The organism is Spirosoma lituiforme (genome assembly GCF_054776635.1).
Genome location: NZ_BAAHBO010000003.1, coordinates 453,552 through 472,610, shown reverse-complemented (window position 1 = coordinate 472,610; position 19,059 = coordinate 453,552). Strand labels below are relative to the sequence as shown.

The window sequence follows — 19,059 nt, the reverse complement described above, 5'->3', positions numbered from 1 at the left end:
TGGAGCCAAGCGGTATTCCGGCCCAAACAACAGTCTTAATAACCCGGATTCTGATCCTGTTGCGTCAACTTGCTGTTGTTATCCAGCTCCTGTTGCGGAATGGGCAATAATTCCTGTTTGCCTTTCACAAAATAGGCTATGGGTTCAGTTTTGAACTTGCTTTGCGCCCGCCAGCGCAGGATGTCGCGGTTGCGAATCTGTTCGCCAGCCTGTTCGACCCGTTTTTCGTGAATAATGGCGCGAACCACTTCATCTTTGCTGTTTACCGGATATTTAGCCGTTGGATAGGCTGGCATGGCTACGCTTTTCCGGTTTCTGATCTGGTTGAGGAGCGCTATGGCGTTGGCGCTATTGCCGGTTTCATTCTCGGCTTCGGCCATCATCAGTAACACTTCCGCGTAGCGGATCAGGCGCATGTTGATGCCCGAGGTATAGAACGTTTCGTTGTTCTTATACATCGCGGTGTACTTGCGCCAGCTGATTTTCTGAGCCGTTCCATTAAAGGTCGATGTATTGCCCTGTACCTGCGAATCCATCAGCGTGTTGAGCCCATTGTTGTAGGTATCGCCAATGAAATAGAAATTGTATTTCAGGCGAGGGTCCGTTTTGGCGTCGCCTTTGGCCGTGTGTTCGTACTCGGCCAGTAACCCATCCGACGGAATCAGGTTGCGCCAGCCGATAGCTGAATACTCCTGACTACGGGTCATGTTTTCGTTGGCCCCGTTGTCGTTGCCGTCGGCATCCCAGTTGAACCCACCGATCAGCGAAAAGCCAATCTCAAAAATTGATTCCGAGTTAAACTCCGTTTCTTCGATGAAGTTGTCGGTGTATTCATCGGTCAGCTTGTACAGTCCCGAGCTGATAATTGCCTGGAGCTGGGTTTTGGCATTGGTGTAATCGCCCTTCTGCATATATACCCGCGCTAGCAGCGCCTGAGCAGCTCCTTTCGTGGCCCGACCGAGATCTCCTCCACTAAAACTAGCCGGTAAGTCGGTCTGAATAGCCAGCAGGTCAGTGGTTAACTGCGTGTAAATATCATTGACGGACGATTTGGTTTTTGTCCCGTTAACTTCCGTCACGTAGTCGGTGTACAAAGGCACCGCGCCCCAGAACGTAACCAGATCGAAATAAGCCAGGGACCGGAGGAATTTGGCTTCGGCCACCACGCGCTTAGCCAGTGTTGTGTTATCAGTCACTTTGGCGCCGTTATCGATCACCACGTTTGCCCGGTGAATGGTCCGGTAAAAGCCATTCCAGACAGAGAACGCTACAGCATTCGTCGGGTTTTGAGCACCGATCAGAATCTGGCTGCGGGGAGCTTCTAACTGGCCACCACCCGTCGCTACGTCGTCCGAGCGCAGGTCATGCAGGAAGAACCATTCCCGGCCAGTCAGGTTCGCGCTTTGCCAGACGGCATAAACCGAGTTGACGCCCTTGAGCAGCTCGTCGGCGGTTTTATAATAATTATCCGTAGTAACCTGATTCGGATTCACTTTGTCGAGGCTGCTGGTGCTGCATCCGAAGAACAGCCCCATCGCCACTATACCCGTTGTCCAGTATGTCGATTTCATTATGACGTTAGTTATGTCTACTTTCTTAAAAACCAAGTTGTAAGCCCACCATAAACGTACGTGCCTGGGGGAACTGGCCGTAATCAATTCCGTTGGTCAATGTCGGGTTGGTGTTGCTGGTGCGTGAGCCAACTTCCGGGTCGTAACCGGTGTATTTGGTGAACGTAAGCAGGTTCGTCGAGGCAACATACACCCGCGCCCGGCCCAGGGTTCCTCGGGAGAACGATTGCAGAACGCCCACCGGTATGGAATAGCCGATGCTCAGATTCTTCAGCCGCAGATATGACCCATCTTCAATAAACCGATCAGACGTACGGGTATTTCCATTCGGGTCACCATCCACGGCCCGGGGCACGTCGGTATTGGTATTGGTAGGCGTCCAGGCCCGTAGCACATCCGTTCCCGCGTTGAACAGGCGTAGCATCCCCTGCTCCAGAACTTTTACACCATTATAGATTTTGTTGCCCTGAACGCCCTGGAAAAACAGCGCCATATCAAAGCCTCTGTAGTTTGCGGACAGGTTGAGGCCATAGGTGAATTTAGGCAGGAAACTACCCAGATTAACGCGGTCGCTGGCATCGATTTTACCATCGCCGTTGGTATCCACAAAGCGAATGTCGCCGGGTTTAGCATTGTCCTGCGTGGCAGCGGCCTTAATCTCGTCGGTGTTCTGGAAAATACCCGCCACCTTATAGCCATAGAAGTACTGGATCGACTGGCCAGCTTCGGTACGGGTAATATCGCCCCCGCCGTAATCGGCATTGGCACCGTTGAGTAGGGGAGAGACCGTTGGCCCGAGGCTCAGCACTTTGTTGCTGATAAAACTAATGTTACCCGATGCGTTGAAGCGAAAAGCCCCCTTCGTTTTGTTATAACCCAGTTGCACTTCCACGCCATCATTGCGCATGCTGCCTACGTTCACAATCGGCGACTGCGAGTAGCCGATGGATGGCGCAATGGGCTGGTTCAGAATCAGGCCATCGGTGTTGCGCTGGTAAACCTCCGCCGACAGGGTAATGCTATTGCTGAACAAGCCTAAATCCACGCCGAAGTTGCTCATTTTGGTTACCTCCCAGCTCAGGTCCGTGTTGCCCAGCCGGTCGAAGTAGGTGCCTTGCGCCCGGGCATCGCCCAGGATAGCATTGGTGTTTTGAGCGACGGCCACCTGCCAGGAGTAATCCCCAATTCCGTTGAAGCCCATCGTACCATAGCTGGCCCGTAATTTCAGTTCCGAAATGGCCGGAACATTCTTTAGAAAGGCTTCTTCGCTAACCCGCCAGCCCGCCGATACCGATGGGAAGTTACCCCACTTCCGACCAGGGGCAAACCGCGATGAACCATCCCGACGGAACGAAGCCCCCAGTAAATACTTCCCGGCATATTCATAATTGACACGACCCAGGTAGGAGAGTAATACGTTTTGCGATCGGGTGCCCGTTAAGCCTGCACTGGTGCTGATAACGGCACTTAGCTCACGAATGGTATTGGAGGCTGCCTGTCCCGTACCCGTTATTTGCAGCGTGTTGCCTGCCTGCCGTTCCGCAACGGCCACGACATTCAGCGAATGTTTGCCGAAAGTCTTCTCGTACGTTAGCTGATTTGAAATCAGAGGAGAAGCATACGTATATCGGTCATCGGATATATTGGCCAGCGCCCGCGCGTTAAAACTCTCGCTGTAAATTGGCAGGAATGAAAACGTGCGCGCCGATACATAATCAATACCACCCCGCAGCCGGTACGTCAGTCCGTCGATGATTTTGACGTCGACGTAAGCGCTACCCAGAATCTTCATGCGTTGGGTATTGCTCTGGTCCTGTAGTGCAGCCCGTACCGGGTTCTGCGGATCGGAGCCGTCTGACCCATCAGGGCCCCGATAACCACCGGGTAACGTAGGGTCTTCGATGGGCATGTAGGGCGTCATCCGGATCATGTTCTGCACCTGGGTCCGGCCACCGGCGCTTACTTCGTTGAGCTTGTCATCGTATGAGATGGTCAGTGTTTGACCAAACGAAAACCGCTTGCTGATGGCATGGTCGGAGTTGATGCGGAAGTTGCCGCGCTTGTAGCCCGTACCAAGCATAATACCCTGCTGGTTGAAATAGCCAACCGACGAATAAAAACGTGACTTCTCGTTACCGCCCGATAGCTGAACGCTGTGCTGGGTAATGGGGGCGCTCCGAAATACGGCTTTCTGCCAGTCCGTGTCCGTTTGGGCGTAGGTTTGCGTAGCCCCGGAATAGATGGGTTGATTCAAATTCGCGAAACGGGTTGGTACCGGCTGACCGGCATTGGTACGCAGGGCCGTTCCGTACTGAATGTACTCATCCCGATTGAGGAGGTCAAGCTGACGCCAGGCCGTTTGGGTGCCCACGTACCCGTCATAACTGACGTGTAATTTACCGTCGCCCGTGCCTTTTTTCGTCGTAACGATGATAACGCCATTGGCTGCCCGTGATCCATAAATAGCCGCCGAGGAGGCATCTTTCAATACATCGACCGACTCAATATCCCGGGTATCGAAGTTGTTCAGATCACTGGTTGGAAATCCGTCGATAACGTACAGGGGGTTGGCGGCATAGTTGATCGAGCCGATACCCCGGATGCGTACAATTGGCGTTTCGCCGGGCGATCCATTGCCCACGACGGTCACGCCAGGCACCCGGCCCTGAATAGCCTGCTCCACGCTGGGTACTGGTAACTGAGTTACCTCCTGCGCTGATATGGACGATATAGCCCCCGTTACCGACGCCCGTTTCTGCGTGCCATACCCGACAACGACGACTTCGCTGAGGGCTTTTACGTCGTCTAGTAAAGTAACATTGATGCGGCTCCGGCTCGATACCGGTATTTCCTGAGACACGTAGCCTACAAAACTAAAAACCAGCGTGGCATTATTCGGTGCATTCAGGCTGTAGTCGCCGGTAGCGCTGGTCGTTGTACCCCGATTGGTACCTTTAACGATAACGCTGACGCCGGGAATACCCTGCCCATTTTTGTCCAATACCTTCCCGTTAATATCGGCCAGCGGTTGGGTCGACGTCATTGACCAGCCAATACGTTCGAGTTTATCAATGGTCTGGGTTGGTAATACCGCAGCCTCATTCGATTGGTCTGCATGGGTAGTCGGGCCGACATGCTCGATTTTACGAAAAAGCCGATTGCTTTTGTCTTTCGTCGATACGATGGCGTAGAAATTCGGCTGAACTTTCCGGAACATCAACCCGGTAGCACTCAATAGGCTAGTTAATTCGGATTCCAGATTCTGATCATGGCGATTGGCTATGATCACTTTGGTGTTGACCAGGTTAGTGGGATAAATAAATGACACACCGTAGTGCTTTTCGAGTTCACCCAGAGCACTTTTGAGCGAAATAGTTCGGGTGTCGGTTGACCGACTCTGATAGGGGGCGTATCGATTGCTGGAAGCCAGAAGCTGAGCCTGAACGGATATGCTACCGGTCAGAAAAAGCAAACCAAGCGCAATTAGTTGTTTAGTCATAGTTTTGGAAGAACGGGTTATTGGATAGTAATCCGATTTGATTGCTGAGTAATATGAAGATCGAACAGGGTGGAGAGACCACTTAGAATGGTTTGCATCGATTGATTGGGGATGGTACCGGACAAGGTTTGCTGGCGTAAATCAGGATCGGCAATAACGACGGTTACTCCGTACGTATCTTCCAGCATTTGTGCTACCTCCTGTAGCGTGCTGCCATCGAAACTTAGTTTGCCGGTTTGCCAGGCCGCCTGAGCAGCCGCATCAACCCGCTTGCGGTAGTATACTTTGGCCTTCACATCCGCATAAAACAGGTCGCCGGGTTGCATAACCAGCTTTTCTTTGACCTGCTCACCGACATCGAGTCGAATCCTGCCATTGTTCAGTACCACCTTCGATCGGTTCTTTCGAGCCATCACGTTGAACTGAGTCCCGAGTACTTCAATGTTCAGCCTGTTGGGTAGGTGGACCACAAAGCGTTCATGGTTTTGCTGGTGTGTTACCCGGAAAAAGCCTTCCCCATCGAGCCATACGTCGCGGGTCTGGTGATCTGCCCAGCGGGGAGCGTAACGCAGCCGACTGTTGCCATTCAGGGTAACCACCGAGCCGTCGGGCAAGGTGATGGTCGCCATTTTTCCGAAAGCCGTTTGGCGGGTCAGGTCTTTCGGATAGATTGCCTGATAGCCGTAAAAAGCACCCGTTGCCAGTAACAGAGCCCCGACAAGCACAGCCGCCCAGCGCATGGGTTGATGCCACCAGGTTAATGGCCGGATAGATGTCTCCCTAGCCGGTGAGACCGACGGAATCATTCGCTGACGAATGGTGGACAGCAGGTAATCTGCATCGGGTGCCGGAACATTCGGTGGAGCATGCCAGTTGGCCTTCCCGAACTGCGTATCGAGCCGATGGGTCAGATACGCCTGGCCTTCGTCCGTAGCCAGCCAATCCAGCACCTGTTGGGCTTCGTTGGCGGTAATCTGGTTGGCGAAGTAGCGCTGTAGTAGCTGTTCGGTCATTGTATAGAAAGTCTTGCTACTTACCTATACACCAGCCAGCGGGGAAAGTATTATTGGAAAGAGAAAAATAATTATGGATTAATTCCAAAAATTAGCCGCAAGCAGCAGCAGAGCTTCAATGCCCGCGTGCTGGCGTAAGTACTTCCGAAGAAACTGGCAGGCCTGATAATAGTGCACCTTAACCGTATTTGTAGAAATGTGGAGTTGAGAAGCTACTTCCTCATTGGATAGCCCCTGCTCGGAACGGAGCATGAACACTAGTTTTCGCTGAGCTGGAAGCAGACGAAGACCATCCTGAAAAACAGACCCATATTCATTGAGTATAAGGGTTTCTTCCGTAGTTGTATCAACTTCAGACTGAGTTGCCTTATGGCTCAGGTGGCGAAGGATAGTCCGTTTCTCGTCACGAATGACGTTCAGAACCTGGTGCCGCATGGCGGTGCCCAGGTAGTTTCTGAGGGATTGGCGCTCGTCTAATTGAGACCGGTGCGTCCATAACTTGAGGAAAACCTCCTGAAGCGCATCCTCGGCCAAATCAGGATCTTTCACGTATTGAATAGCAATACTGTACAGATAATGGTAATATCGCCGAAACAATGTTTCGAACGCTGCTTCGTCGTGCTGCATCAAACGAAGCATTACTTCCATGTCTGTCAGTTCCATATCGCTTTTCTGAAAGAACTTATTCAGGAACTGCATTCAAAATTAGATTTTTGAATCAGCTTTATGGACAAATTTAAAAAAGATTAGACTAATCAGGAAAAGAATATTTTTTATTTGCTATGTGCAATAACAGACATACATTTAACCGTTGTTGCTTGTTTTTATGATGCGTTATACAAAAGCGATTATTCTTTCGCTGTTTACCGTAGCCTTTGTCTGGGCATTGAATCGCCCTTGGGGCAGTATCCCAGCCTTTGGTCCCTTATTAAGCCCGTTTGTTGGATTCTGGAAAAATGCGGAATCCATTGACAATACCGATGAAGAAATCACCCTTAACGGGACTACATCGCCGGTTACGGTTGTCTTCGATGAACTGGCTATTCCGCATGTATTTGCCCAAAACGATCACGACGCCTACTTTGCGCAGGGGTACCTGACGGCCCGCGACCGGCTCTGGCAAATGGAATTTCAGACGCACGCGGCTGCCGGTCGGGTTTCTGAACTGGTTGGCGATAAGGCGCTGGAACTGGATCAATACAATCGTCACCTCGGCATGGGGTTTGCAGCCGAAAGGGCCGTGAAAGAAATGCTGACGGACCCCCGGTCAAAAGAATCGGTTGAAGCGTATACGGCTGGCGTAAATGCCTGGATCAGCCAGCTAAAACCGTCGCAGTATCCCCTGGAGTATAAGTTACTGGGATACGCTCCCGAGCCGTGGCAACCCATCAAATGCGCTTACTTTCTGAAATACATGTCGGGGGTGCTGGCCCTGGGTGCCGATGACCTGAACATGAGTAATGTGCTGAAAAAAGTTGGTCCCGTCGTTACCGCTGATCTTTTTCCGGATTACCCATCTCGGGAAGATCCAATCATTCCGGTAGGAACAACGTGGAATTTTACCCCTGTCAAGGTCCCGGCCGTGCCCGCCAGTAGCCTGCCGGATACAAAACCCATTGCCCTGAACTGGCAGGAGCATGATTCCGGCATCGGCAGCAACAATTGGGCGGTTGGGGGCCAAAAGTCAGCAACGGGCTATCCTATTCTGGCGAATGACCCACACTTGTCGTTAAGTCTACCATCGATCTGGTATCAGATGCAGTTAGTAACCCCCACGATGAACGTATACGGGGCCACCATGCCTGGCTCGCCGGGTGTCATTATCGGCTTTAACAAGCAAGTGGCCTGGGGCGTTACGAACGTAGGCGCGGACGTACTCGATTTCTACCAGATTCGGTTTAAAGACGCATCCCGCCGGGCGTATTGGCACGACAACCGCTGGAAACCGGTTCGGCGTCGGCTGGAGGTCATTAAAGTGAAGGGAAAGCCAGATGTTGTCGATACGGTGTTGTATACCCATCATGGCCCCGTCATGTATGAGGCTGGCCAGAAGCCGTTCGCCAAAAATGTGCCCGTTGGCTACGCGGCCCGCTGGATCGCACACGAAGCCTCCAACGATTTCCTGACGTACTATTTGCTTGATCGCGCTAAAAACCACGACGATTACCGAAAAGCATTAGCGTATTATGGGGCTCCAGCTCAGAATTTTGTCTTTGCCGATGTAGCCAGAGATATTGCCATATCGCCAAACGGGCGGTTTCCACTTAAGTGGAACGACCAGGGCAAGTTTTTGCTGGATGGAACAAATCCCGCTCACGACTGGCAGGGCTGGATCCCCGCCAGTCAGAATCCACACGTCAAAAATCCGCCCAGAGGATTTGTCAGTTCGGCTAACCAATCATCTACCGACCCGACCTATCCGTATTATATAAACTGGCAATTTGCCCCCGCCGAGCGAGGTACCCGCATCAACCAGCGCCTTGCGGCCATGCAACGGGTTACGCCCGATAGTTTGCGGCTGTTGCAGAACGATAATATAAACCTGCGAGCGGCTCATGCCTTGCCGGTATTTCTGCCTTATGTGCAGGAGAACGAGTTGTCGGGAGAACAGGCTAAGGCGCTGGCTGTTATGAAAGCGTGGCGGTATAACCACGACGTGATGGAAATGGCTCCAACCATCTTTACGGAATGGATGCGTCAGTACATGGACGGGGTCTGGAAAGACGATTTCCCGAGCAACGACACAACCACATTACGATACCCAAGCTTTGATCGAACACTTCAACTCGCCGAGAAAGAGCCCAATGCCCGCTGGTTTGACGACGGTACCACGCCTACCCGTGAAACAATCGGTAATGTATTAACCCAAAGTTTTCGACTGGCGGTTGATTCGCTTACCCGCCAGCATGGCCCCATTGGTACGGCTTGGCAGTGGGGAAGGCACAAAGCAACCCGAATCAGTCATTTGGCCCGACTGGATGCGCTGAGTGCCCTGAACGTACAGATTGGTGGAGGGCGCGATATTGTAAACGCGACCACGGAGCGAACCGGCCCATCGTGGCGAATGGTAGTTGCCCTGGGGCCCACGCCTAAAGCGTACGGGGTTTATCCGGGCGGTCAGTCGGGCAATCCTGGCAGCCCCTACTACCTGAATATGCTCGAAACCTGGCGTACTGGTCAATTAAACGAACTACTCTATTTACAGTCAGCGCAGGACAAAAGCCCTCGTATCAAACGAAAAATGATCTTGAAATAAGAGACAGTTATCTTGTTACTCAGTTAACCGGATAATACGTAAAAAAGTGGCTCCCCAGCCGCTTATGCACTATGATCGAACTCATTCTTATTGCTGTAATAAGCCTGTTGGCTCAACTTGTTCTGCCCTGGTGGAGCCTGGCCGTAGTGGCCTTCCTTATCTGTTTCTTCCGCAGTCCGACGGCTGGTCAAGCTTTTCTATCGGGTTTTGTCGGTATTGCTTTAGTATGGCTCGTTTATGCCTTCGTTGTTCACTCCCGCACTGATGGTGTTTTTATCGGCCGAATGAGCGAACTGCTCTTTAAGACGAATACGAGTGCGTTGCCCTTGCTGGTTACCGCGCTGGTTGGCGGTTTGGTGGGTGGACTGGCCGGGTTGTCTGGCTATTTCGTTAGGCAGGCCGTCAGAAACCCACACGAAAACCGCACCGCTGGCGGTCTCCGCTCATAATTCCATAAATCCCTATACCTTTGTAGTATAAACTGCTAACTAACTGATTCGTTTCCTGTGAAGAATGCCTCGTTAATTCTAAACGTCGTCCTGACGATTGCCGTAGCCGTCCTGTACTACCTGCACTTTAAAGATCACCAGCCCGAAGCTGTTTCTGCCGTCAAAGCACCCACCGAAGCAAAAGGCAAAGCCATCGTTTACGTAAACGTTGACTCGCTGTTAACGAAATACGAATACTTCAAAGACACTCAGAAAGTCCTCGAAAGCAAACGGTTTCAATTGGAGAATGATCTGGCCGCCAAAGGCCGCAATTTGCAGAACAAAGTTGCTTTCTTCCAGCAACGGGCGGCTACTATGACCCAGGAGCAGGGCCGTGCTACCGAAGCATCGCTACAAAAGGAGCAACAGGATATTCTGGCTTACCGTGAACGGGCTGCCCAGAATCTGGCTGCGGAAGAGCAGGCAAAAAACAAACAGCTTTACGATCAGATCTTTGATTATCTGAAAAAGGAAAACGCCCAAAACAAGTACGAATTCGTTCTGGGTTATACAAAAGGCGGTGGTATTCTATTCGCGGATCAATCCGGCGATCAGACCAGCAAAATTCTGGCTGGCCTGAACAAAGAATACCAGGCGAAACAGACAAAAAAATAAAGTCTAATTACTCCTGACGATTAGCTGTTGATCCGGCTACCAGACACGCGTTTGGTAGCCGGATTCGTTTCGGATAGGTATAGCGAATCGTTTTAACAAAAGCGTTCTTTACGGAATGGTAAGCTACAGGTGAAGTCAGTCGTTGATAGCTTGATTAACGTGACTAAGCTCATCATTTTTTCTGCGCTGGAAAACCTCTCTTACTTTTCAGGTGTTCCTGCTCTTACCGGATTGCCTGATCAGTCCGATTGTTCATTAGTTCGCCCGTTGGAAGTAAATTAGTGTACCATTAATCCAACACCATCCATTTTACATTATTACATGGCCTCTGCATCTATTGTTAAACAAGTTGATATTCGAAATCGTCGGGCTTCGTTCGAGTATTCGTTTCTGGAGACGTATACCGCTGGTATTGTTCTGACGGGTACCGAAATAAAGTCGGTTCGGCAGGGGAAAGTGAATTTGCAGGACGCTTATTGCCTGATTCATGGCGAAGAACTGTTCATTCGCCAAATGAGCATTGCCGTATACACAGAAGGAACTCACTATAACCACGAGCCGCTCCGGGATCGTAAACTGCTGCTGACGAAGCGGGAGATCAGACGGCTTGCCGAGAAATTGAAAGACCAGGGCCTGACCATGGTACCGATTCGTATGTTCACGAACGAACGTGGTTTTGCGAAGATCGATATTGCGCTGGCAAAGGGGAAAAAACTGTTCGATAAACGCGATAGTATCAAAGAGCGTGACGTAGAACGGGAGATGCAGCGAGAACGGTATTAAGCCTGTTTATTGAAAAAGCTAGTAATTATATAGGGTAAAACAGCTTATGCGGGCTTTTCGCCCATATTACCTTTGTTAACCTTCTGCTGAGTATGGCCTGATATATTTTTCATAAGTATTGCCGATATGTGGATAACTCTGTAACTTGCTACCGTACAGAGGTTCCAAACGCAATATGGGTAGGAAAGTATTAGTCTTAAATCAAGATTACAGTGCCTTCAGCATCTGCTCCGTTCCCAAAGCATTTTTGCTGGTTTATCTAGATAAAGCCGAACTCGTTGCTGAATCGGAGCAGTTCATGCTCCGTACTGTTTCGGCAGAATACCCAATGCCATCGGTCATTCGTCTACATCGGTACGTGAGTCTACCCTACAAAGGCGTAATGCTCACTCGGCAAAACATTTTCAAGCGGGATGGGCATCATTGCCAGTACTGCGGTACGACGGATGATTTGACCCTTGATCACGTGTTACCCAAGTCGCGGGGCGGCAAAACCAGCTGGGACAACCTGACCACGGCCTGCAAACGGTGTAACTCCCGAAAAGGTGACGATACGCCGGAAGAAGCCAATCTCAAATTGCGGCAACGCCCTTTCAAGCCAACCTTCCTGGTTTTCCTGCGTGAGTTTTCGGGCTCCCTTGAGCAAAGCTGGATGCCCTTTCTGGCCAAAAAAGAGAAAGCGTTTAAATAAGTGCGTTAGTCTGAAAAGGCGAAGCCGAGGGTGCGGTTCAGGAAATCAGCGTAAATCGTCGGTTTCCTGGGCCACACCCTCGACTTTTACGGCCTTTTGCCCTCAACCTCAAAGAGTTTTGATTCTAACGAAACTTTTTATGGAAAGCAATTGCTATCTTTGCAATCCTTTTTCGAAAGGAAAAAATTCATAACTAAAGTCAGCCCGCCATTGACCCACGGACTGATGTACTGAGGGGGTCAGGAAACATTTTTTTATGAGCAAAACGCAGCAACGCGAACTGCCGGCATTTGATTGGGACCGGGCAGACAACAAAGGGTTTGGAAGCGGCTATTCGGTTGAAGAACACAACCGGATGTTGGAACTTTACGACAATACACTGTCGGAAGTAAAAGAGAAAGAAGTAGTAATGGGAACCGTCGTTGGGATAACGGACCGGGAAGTACTGCTCAACATCGGCTTCAAGTCGGATGGCTTAGTGCCAGCTTCTGAATTCCGGGATATGCCGGACCTGAAGATGGGTGATGAAATTGAAGTTTACGTAGAAAATCAGGAAGACCCGAACGGTCAGCTGGTTCTGTCGCGCAAGAAAGCGAAAGTGATCACTGCCTGGCAGAAAATCCAGCGTGCGCTGGACGAAGACCTCGTCATCGATGGTTTCGTTAAGCGCCGGACGAAAGGTGGACTGATTGTTGATATTTTCAGCATCGAAGCGTTCTTACCTGGCTCGCAGATCGACGTGAAGCCAATTCGTGACTTCGATGTATTCGTTGGTAAGAAAATGGAGGTTAAAGTCGTCAAGATCAATTATGCTAATGACAACGTCGTTGTTTCGCATAAAGTCCTGATCGAGAAAGACCTCGAAGCACAACGTGCTCAAATCCTGAACAACCTCGAAAAAGGTCAGGTACTGGAAGGCGTTATCAAGAACATGACCAACTTCGGTGTGTTTATCGATCTTGGTGGCGTAGATGGTCTGTTGCACATCACGGATATTTCGTGGGGCCGCATCAGTCACCCATCAGAAGTACTGCACCTCGACCAGAAAGTTAACGTGGTTGTTCTCGACTTCGACGAAGACAAGAAGCGTATCTCGCTGGGCATGAAGCAGCTTCAGGCTCACCCATGGGATGCACTGGCTGAAGACATTCAGCTTGGCTCGAAAGTGAAAGGTAAAATCGTGAACGTAGCCGATTACGGCGCGTTCCTTGAAATCCAACCAGGTGTAGAAGGTCTGATCCACGTATCGGAGATGTCGTGGTCGCAGCACCTGCGTAACCCGCAGGAATTCCTGAAAGTTGGTGATGAAGTAGAAGCACAGGTGCTGACGCTGGATCGTAACGACCGTAAAATGTCGTTGGGTATCAAACAACTAACGGAAGATCCCTGGACTCGTCCTGAACTGCGTGCAAAATACGCTGTTGGTACGAAGCACAAAGGCATGGTACGTAACCTGACCAACTTCGGTCTATTCCTTGAGTTGGAAGAAGGCATTGATGGTCTGGTACACGTATCGGATCTATCCTGGACGAAGAAGGTGAAACACCCTTCGGACTTCATTAAAGTGGGCGACGAACTCGAAGTAATTGTACTGGAACTGGACGTCGACAACCGTCGTCTGGCCCTGGGTCACAAACAACTCGAAGAGAACCCATGGGATACGTTCGAAACCGTATTCGCCGTTGGTACAATTCACCGCTGCACGATTCTGAACAAGAACGACAAAATGGCCACGCTCGAACTACCCTACGGTATCGAAGGCTTCTCGTCGCTTAAGAATCTGGGCAAGGAAGATGGTACCTTCGCTGAAGTTGGTGAAACCCTCGACTTCAAAGTGACGGAGTTCTCGAAAGAAGAGAAACGGATCATGCTGTCGCACACAAAGACGTGGCAGGAGAAAAACGAACCCGTAAAAGAAGCAAAAGCTCCGAAAGCAGCTACGCCAAAGACCGCTTCGGCACCCGCCCAGGCTGAACGTGGTGCTACGCTAGGTGATCTGGACGCTCTGGCGGCTCTGAAAGAGCAACTGGAAGGCCGGAACTAGGCTGATCTCGCTTACTCTGATTAGATGAAATGCCCCCGACCTTTTTGGATTGGGGGCATTTTTTTAGACAAGGGTTTCCTTATACCAGATAAAAGCGTATGTTTGCACTCCCGAATTCGTGACCCGTCATCAATTCGGTCTCATAAGGTTCCGTGGCCGAGTGGCTAGGCAGTGGTCTGCAAAACCTCGTACAGCGGTTCGAATCCGCTCGGAACCTCTCTTTACACAAAGTGCCATTTGACTAAGTTTCTTAACAAAGAACTGGTCGAATGGCACTTTTTTTTGTTGCCAAAAGAACAAAATCTAAGCCTGGAACCAGGCTTTTTGAATCCTGTTAATTAGAAACAATATAAATAAAATGGGCAATCAAATAACTAAAGAGCAAGTTTTGACTATACAGCAATCGTGTCGTACTTTTGGGCGCTATTAAAATGGCAGTGGTGATTATGTCAATCAACTCGATAAATATAGTTTATAAAATGAGTCGCTTCTATAAGCTTTGCGTTGCTACTGTTCTATCGCTGACACTACTGATTTCTAATAATCAGGTGGAAGCGCAGGATACAGCGGCAGCCGGTGGTGCTCCAGCTGCAGGTGCGGCAGCCCCTGCTGGGGGCGGTGGTGATGCCGAACAAGGGAAGGCGTTGTTTACAAACAACTGTGCACAATGTCACGCGGTAACTGATGAGAAAGTGGTTGGTCCTGGGTTGAAAGGAATTGAAGGACGCGCACCCAGCAAAGACTGGTTACACAAGTGGATCAGAAATTCGTCGGCAGTGATTGCATCGGGTGATGCGTATGCAAACCAAGTGTTCAACGCTAACGGCAAAGTACAGATGTCCAGCTTCCCGAACTTATCGGATGCAGACATCGACGGTATTCTTGCTTACATTGATCAGGCAAGTAAGCCTGCCGCAACTGCTGCAGTAGCTGGAGCCGGTGATACTAAAAACGCAGGTGGTGCGGGCGGTGATGGCGGTTCAGGTTCATCGATCGGTGGCCCGTCAGAATTATTCACATTTGTTCTGGTTGCACTCCTGATTGTTATGTTGCTGGTGCTTGGTGTATTGTTGGCAATCGTGACGATCTTGTCCAAAGCTGTAACGCCTGCAACGGTAGACGGGACACAGCCTGCTGCTTCGTTAGGTCAACGGATGAAGACGGGTCTTTCCGATGCATTTAATAACCCGACGCTCCGTTCGATCGTCATCTGGCTATTTCTTCTGGTCGTTACGAAAGCTACCATTGATGGTGCTTACGGTGTAGGTATTCAACAGGGCTATGCACCAAAGCAGCCCATCGCTTACTCACACAAATTACACGCTGGCCAGTACAAAATTGATTGTAACTATTGCCACACGGGTGTAAACAAGGGTAAGAGCGCTACGATACCATCAGCTAACATCTGTATGAACTGCCACGGTGTCATCAAGAAAGAGTCACCGGAGATTCAAAAGATCTACGCAGCGATCGAGAACAACCAACCCATTGAGTGGGTTCGGGTCCATAACTTACCTGATCTGGCTTACTTCAACCACGCACAACACGTAAACGTGGGTAACGTACAATGCCAGACGTGCCACGGTGCTATCGAGCAAATGGAAGTAGTTGAGCAACGTTCGTCATTGACGATGGGCTGGTGTATCGACTGTCACCGTCGTACGGAAGTTAATACCAAAGACAACGCTTACTACGATAAACTCGTTGCTTTACACCGCAAGGAAAGCAAGGAACCACTCAAAGTAGCGAACATCGGTGGTCTGGAATGTTCTAAATGTCACTATTAATATAATGTATTGCGAAGGCCAGGAAGAAATACTTATTTCTGGCTACTCTCACTGAATACATTACTCATTTTAACCATTGCCGCATACAACACGCATGGAAAATACATCTAAACGGTATTGGAAAGGGGTTGAGGAGTTACGCAATGACGCGACGTTTGTCAAGAACGCCAACAGCGAATTTGCTAACCCCGATCTGAGTGAATCATCGAACGATCTTGACGGTCTACTCGGCGGTTCAAACACCCAACGCCGTGACTTTTTGAAAGTAATGGGCTTTGGTATGGCCGCTGTTTCATTGGCTGCCTGCGAAACACCGGTACACAAAGCCGTTCCCTATCTCAACAAACCAGAGTTTACATTTCCTACAATCTCTGATTATTACGCGTCCACCTATGTTGAGGGGGGCGATTATGCTGCTATACTAGTAGAAACACGGGAAGGGCGGCCAATTAAAATAGAAGGCAACCCACAGTCAAGCATCACGAAGGGGGGTACTACCGCTCGCGTTCAGGCTTCTCTACTGTCACTTTATGACATTGACAAACTGAAAGGTGCAAAACGAGGTGAAGCAGACATCGACTGGGCTACCGCCGACCGTGAAATTATCAACCAACTGAATTCAGTTGCTGGTAAAGGTGGCGCTATCCGTATTGTCTCGTCAACCATTCTCAGCCCCGCTACCAAGGCGGTTATTGCTGATTTTGCGGCTAAATACCCAACAGCCCGTCACATTACGTACGATGCTAACTCTGCGTTTGGTATCATGCAGGCTAATCAGGCCTCATTCGGTAAAGCGGTTGTTCCTTCTTACGATTTAAGCAAAGCGGAAACGATTGTCAGCATCGGAGCTGATTTTCTGGGTACCTGGATAGCACCCCTTGAGTTCATGGGTAACTATGCTTCGACTCGTAAGATTGGTGCTATCGGTGGTGGTAAAAAAGCGATGTCACGACACTACCAGTTCGAAACTGGACTGTCAATGTCAGGTGCTAACGCTGACTACCGTACAGCTATCAAACCTTCGCAGGAAGGCTTGGTTGTAGCAGCCCTTTACAGTAAGGTTGCGGCTAAATTGGGGGGTACTGCAATCAGCGCACCATCTATAACGGTCGATAACCTTGACAAAGCCGCTAATGATTTAGCTAAATCACGTGGTAAAGCTGTAGTGCTTTCGGGTTCCAATGACCCGAACGTACAAATTGTCGTTAACGCCTTAAACAGCCTGTTGGGTAGCTACGGAACGACGATAGACATAAATACCCCCGTTAACTACCGTCAGGGTAATGATCAGCAAATGAATGCTTTCATCAATGAAACAAAAGCTGGTCAGGTTGGGGCTGTCTTATTTTACGGCGCAAACCCAGTGTATGATCACCCACGTGGTGCGGAACTTGCTGAAGCCTTACCGAAAATAGCCCTGTCTATCTCGTTCGCAGACCGGGCTGATGAAACAGCTTCACTAGTTAAGTATGTTACGCCTACTCCGCATTTCCTGGAATCCTGGAATGATGCTGAGCCAAAACAAGGTTTTTACAGCCTTATGCAGCCAGCCATCACACTAATCTACAAAACCCGTCAGTTTCAGACGAGCTTGTTGACGTGGGCTGGAAAACCAAGTGACTACCAGGTTTATCTGAAAAACTATTGGCGCGCCACACATTTTCCAAAAACGTCGGGCTTTAGTTCATTCGATGCTTTCTGGGTACAGTCGTTGAATGACGGTGTGTTTGAACCAAACAAGGGGCAGGCCATGGCGGGTGGTGTATCCTTCGCCGGAAATGTAGCGCAGGCAGCTGCTGGCATTGCACAACGGTACAAGCCAACAACTGGTATGGAACTCTCCTTATATGAGAGCTTTGCAATCGGTACCGGATCGATGGCCAACAATCCCTGGTTGCAGGAATTACCCGATCCAGTTTCGAAAGCTTGCTGGGATAATTTCGCGGCTGTTTCTCAGAAAACAGCTAAGGATATGGGTGTGGTGCAGAATGATCTGGTGACGGTTTCGTCAAACGGTAAATCGATTGAATTACCCGTATTGATTCAACCAGGTCAAGCTGATAACACAGTTTCTATTGCCGTCGGGTACGGTCGTGAGAAAGCCGGACGGGCTGCCAACGGTGTCGGAAAAAATGCGTTCCCGTTTGTAACCCTGACGAATGGCTACATCACGTACGGCTCGACAAGTGCTAAAGTTGATAAGGCGAGTGGTCGTCATGAGATTGCCCAGACACAAACCCACGATACGGTTATGGGTCGTCGGGCTGTGTTGCAGGAAGCAAGATTAGCTGCTTATCAGAAAGACTCGCAAGCTGGTCGGTATAAGCCAAAAGTGCAGACATCGGTAGGGCCAACTGATCCAACAGACATTACACTGTGGAACGGATACGGTAAGCCAAACCACTCATGGGGTATGGTCATTGACCTTAACTCATGTATCGGATGCAGTACTTGTATCGTGGCGTGTAATGCAGAAAACAACATTCAGGTTGTTGGTCGCCAGGAGGTACTGAACCGGCGTGAAATGCACTGGATGCGGATTGACCGTTATTATAGCAGCGATGCCGAAGCTGAAGACTACTCGGCTCTGGAGGTAGCTTCGGCTAATCCCGAAGTAACATTCCAACCAATGCTTTGCCAGCATTGTAGCAATGCTCCCTGTGAAACGGTTTGTCCAGTTCTGGCCACAACACACAGTACCGAGGGATTGAACCAAATGACGTATAACCGTTGTGTTGGTACACGCTATTGCGCGAATAACTGTCCGTATAAAGTGCGTAGATTCAATTGGTTCAAGTATTTTGACAATGATAATTACGATTATCATTTCAATAACGACCTTGGCAAAATGGTCATCAATCCTGATGTAACAGTTCGCTCACGTGGGGTAATTGAGAAATGTTCTTTCTGTGTACAACGGATTCAGGAAACAAAATTGACCGCTAAGAAAGAACGCCGTCGGTTAACACCTGACGAAGTTCAGACAGCTTGTGCTCAGTCTTGCCCAACCAATGCCATCGTTTTTGGGGATATGAATAATCCCGAAAGTACGATTTCCAAAATACTTGAAGTCGAAGAGGAAGGCCGGGCTTTCCACGTACTGGAAGAGATCAACGTGAGACCACAAATCTCATACCTGACAAAAATCCGGAACAAAGACGAAGAGGTTAAGCAAAACAAGAACGCTACTCAAGAATCACACGCTTAAAGTAAATGCGAGTTACGATTTGTGGCCACTGAATTTAGAACAATCCATTACCACAAATCGTAACTCGTGTATCATAAATCATACATTGTAAATCAGTAAGATAT

Annotated in this window: 12 protein-coding genes and 1 tRNA gene; 9 read left to right on the top strand and 4 right to left on the bottom strand. The window is 49.7% G+C overall.

What is annotated here, in order from left to right:
* Positions 1-35: 35 nt before the first annotated feature.
* The 4 genes from ACYU87_RS14300 to ACYU87_RS14285 all read right to left on the bottom strand — a co-directional run bounded on the left by ACYU87_RS14300 (position 36) and on the right by ACYU87_RS14285 (position 6,782).
* On the bottom strand, positions 36-1,571 hold the full coding sequence (locus ACYU87_RS14300; protein ID WP_461134747.1) for a RagB/SusD family nutrient uptake outer membrane protein: 1,536 nt from the start codon (positions 1,569-1,571) through the stop codon (positions 36-38).
* A 25-nt stretch (positions 1,572-1,596) separates the two neighbouring features.
* Positions 1,597-5,070 carry a SusC/RagA family TonB-linked outer membrane protein gene (locus tag ACYU87_RS14295; RefSeq protein WP_461134746.1) on the bottom strand — a complete coding sequence of 1,158 codons (3,474 nt, stop codon included), beginning with the start codon at positions 5,068-5,070 and terminating at the stop codon, positions 1,597-1,599.
* Positions 5,071-5,087: 17 nt separating this feature from the next.
* Complete coding sequence (locus tag ACYU87_RS14290) at positions 5,088-6,083, bottom strand: FecR family protein (protein ID WP_461134745.1); 996 nt, start codon at positions 6,081-6,083, stop codon at positions 5,088-5,090.
* A gap of 78 nt (positions 6,084-6,161) precedes the next feature.
* Entirely contained in the window at positions 6,162-6,782 is a 621-nt protein-coding gene (locus ACYU87_RS14285) for an RNA polymerase sigma-70 factor (RefSeq protein ID WP_461134744.1), read from the bottom strand.
* Between the two features lie 130 nt (positions 6,783-6,912).
* Between ACYU87_RS14285 and ACYU87_RS14280 the strand changes: the two genes are divergently transcribed.
* The 9 genes from ACYU87_RS14280 to ACYU87_RS14240 all read left to right on the top strand — a co-directional run bounded on the left by ACYU87_RS14280 (position 6,913) and on the right by ACYU87_RS14240 (position 18,955).
* Positions 6,913-9,339, top strand: a complete 2,427-nt coding sequence (locus ACYU87_RS14280; protein ID WP_461134983.1) for a penicillin acylase family protein — start codon at positions 6,913-6,915, stop codon at positions 9,337-9,339.
* Positions 9,340-9,410: 71 nt separating this feature from the next.
* Positions 9,411-9,788: a hypothetical protein gene (locus ACYU87_RS14275; RefSeq protein WP_461134743.1), complete on the top strand. Its 378-nt coding sequence runs from the start codon at positions 9,411-9,413 to the stop codon at positions 9,786-9,788.
* Between the two features lie 57 nt (positions 9,789-9,845).
* Complete coding sequence (locus ACYU87_RS14270; protein WP_461134742.1) at positions 9,846-10,442, top strand: OmpH/Skp family outer membrane protein; 597 nt, start codon at positions 9,846-9,848, stop codon at positions 10,440-10,442.
* 321 nt (positions 10,443-10,763) lie between these two features.
* On the top strand, positions 10,764-11,225 hold the full coding sequence (smpB, locus tag ACYU87_RS14265; protein ID WP_461134741.1) for an SsrA-binding protein SmpB: 462 nt from the start codon (positions 10,764-10,766) through the stop codon (positions 11,223-11,225).
* Between the two features lie 175 nt (positions 11,226-11,400).
* Positions 11,401-11,916, top strand: a complete 516-nt coding sequence (locus tag ACYU87_RS14260) for an HNH endonuclease (RefSeq protein ID WP_461134740.1) — start codon at positions 11,401-11,403, stop codon at positions 11,914-11,916.
* Between the two features lie 256 nt (positions 11,917-12,172).
* Complete coding sequence (gene rpsA, locus ACYU87_RS14255; RefSeq protein ID WP_461134739.1) at positions 12,173-13,960, top strand: 30S ribosomal protein S1; 1,788 nt, start codon at positions 12,173-12,175, stop codon at positions 13,958-13,960.
* A 146-nt stretch (positions 13,961-14,106) separates the two neighbouring features.
* Positions 14,107-14,177, top strand: a tRNA-Cys gene (locus tag ACYU87_RS14250).
* A gap of 229 nt (positions 14,178-14,406) precedes the next feature.
* Positions 14,407-15,747 (top strand): c-type cytochrome, encoded by a 1,341-nt coding sequence (locus ACYU87_RS14245; RefSeq protein WP_461134738.1) that lies wholly within the window; start codon positions 14,407-14,409, stop codon positions 15,745-15,747.
* A 94-nt stretch (positions 15,748-15,841) separates the two neighbouring features.
* Positions 15,842-18,955: a TAT-variant-translocated molybdopterin oxidoreductase gene (locus ACYU87_RS14240; protein WP_461134737.1), complete on the top strand. Its 3,114-nt coding sequence runs from the start codon at positions 15,842-15,844 to the stop codon at positions 18,953-18,955.
* Positions 18,956-19,059: the final 104 nt, after the last annotated feature.

Excerpts from the sequence above, each read along its gene's own strand:
- ACYU87_RS14300 (WP_461134747.1), bottom strand. The coding sequence starts at position 1,571 with ATGAAATCGACATACTGGACAACGGGTATAGTGGCGATGGGGCTGTTC.
- ACYU87_RS14295 (WP_461134746.1), bottom strand. The coding sequence starts at position 5,070 with ATGACTAAACAACTAATTGCGCTTGGTTTGCTTTTTCTGACCGGTAGC.
- ACYU87_RS14290 (WP_461134745.1), bottom strand. The coding sequence starts at position 6,083 with ATGACCGAACAGCTACTACAGCGCTACTTCGCCAACCAGATTACCGCC.
- ACYU87_RS14285 (WP_461134744.1), bottom strand. The coding sequence starts at position 6,782 with ATGCAGTTCCTGAATAAGTTCTTTCAGAAAAGCGATATGGAACTGACA.
- ACYU87_RS14280 (WP_461134983.1), top strand. The coding sequence starts at position 6,913 with ATGCGTTATACAAAAGCGATTATTCTTTCGCTGTTTACCGTAGCCTTT.
- ACYU87_RS14275 (WP_461134743.1), top strand. The coding sequence starts at position 9,411 with ATGATCGAACTCATTCTTATTGCTGTAATAAGCCTGTTGGCTCAACTT.
- smpB (WP_461134741.1), top strand. The coding sequence starts at position 10,764 with ATGGCCTCTGCATCTATTGTTAAACAAGTTGATATTCGAAATCGTCGG.
- ACYU87_RS14260 (WP_461134740.1), top strand. The coding sequence starts at position 11,401 with ATGGGTAGGAAAGTATTAGTCTTAAATCAAGATTACAGTGCCTTCAGC.
- rpsA (WP_461134739.1), top strand. The coding sequence starts at position 12,173 with ATGAGCAAAACGCAGCAACGCGAACTGCCGGCATTTGATTGGGACCGG.
- ACYU87_RS14245 (WP_461134738.1), top strand. The coding sequence starts at position 14,407 with ATGTCAATCAACTCGATAAATATAGTTTATAAAATGAGTCGCTTCTAT.
- ACYU87_RS14240 (WP_461134737.1), top strand. The coding sequence starts at position 15,842 with ATGGAAAATACATCTAAACGGTATTGGAAAGGGGTTGAGGAGTTACGC.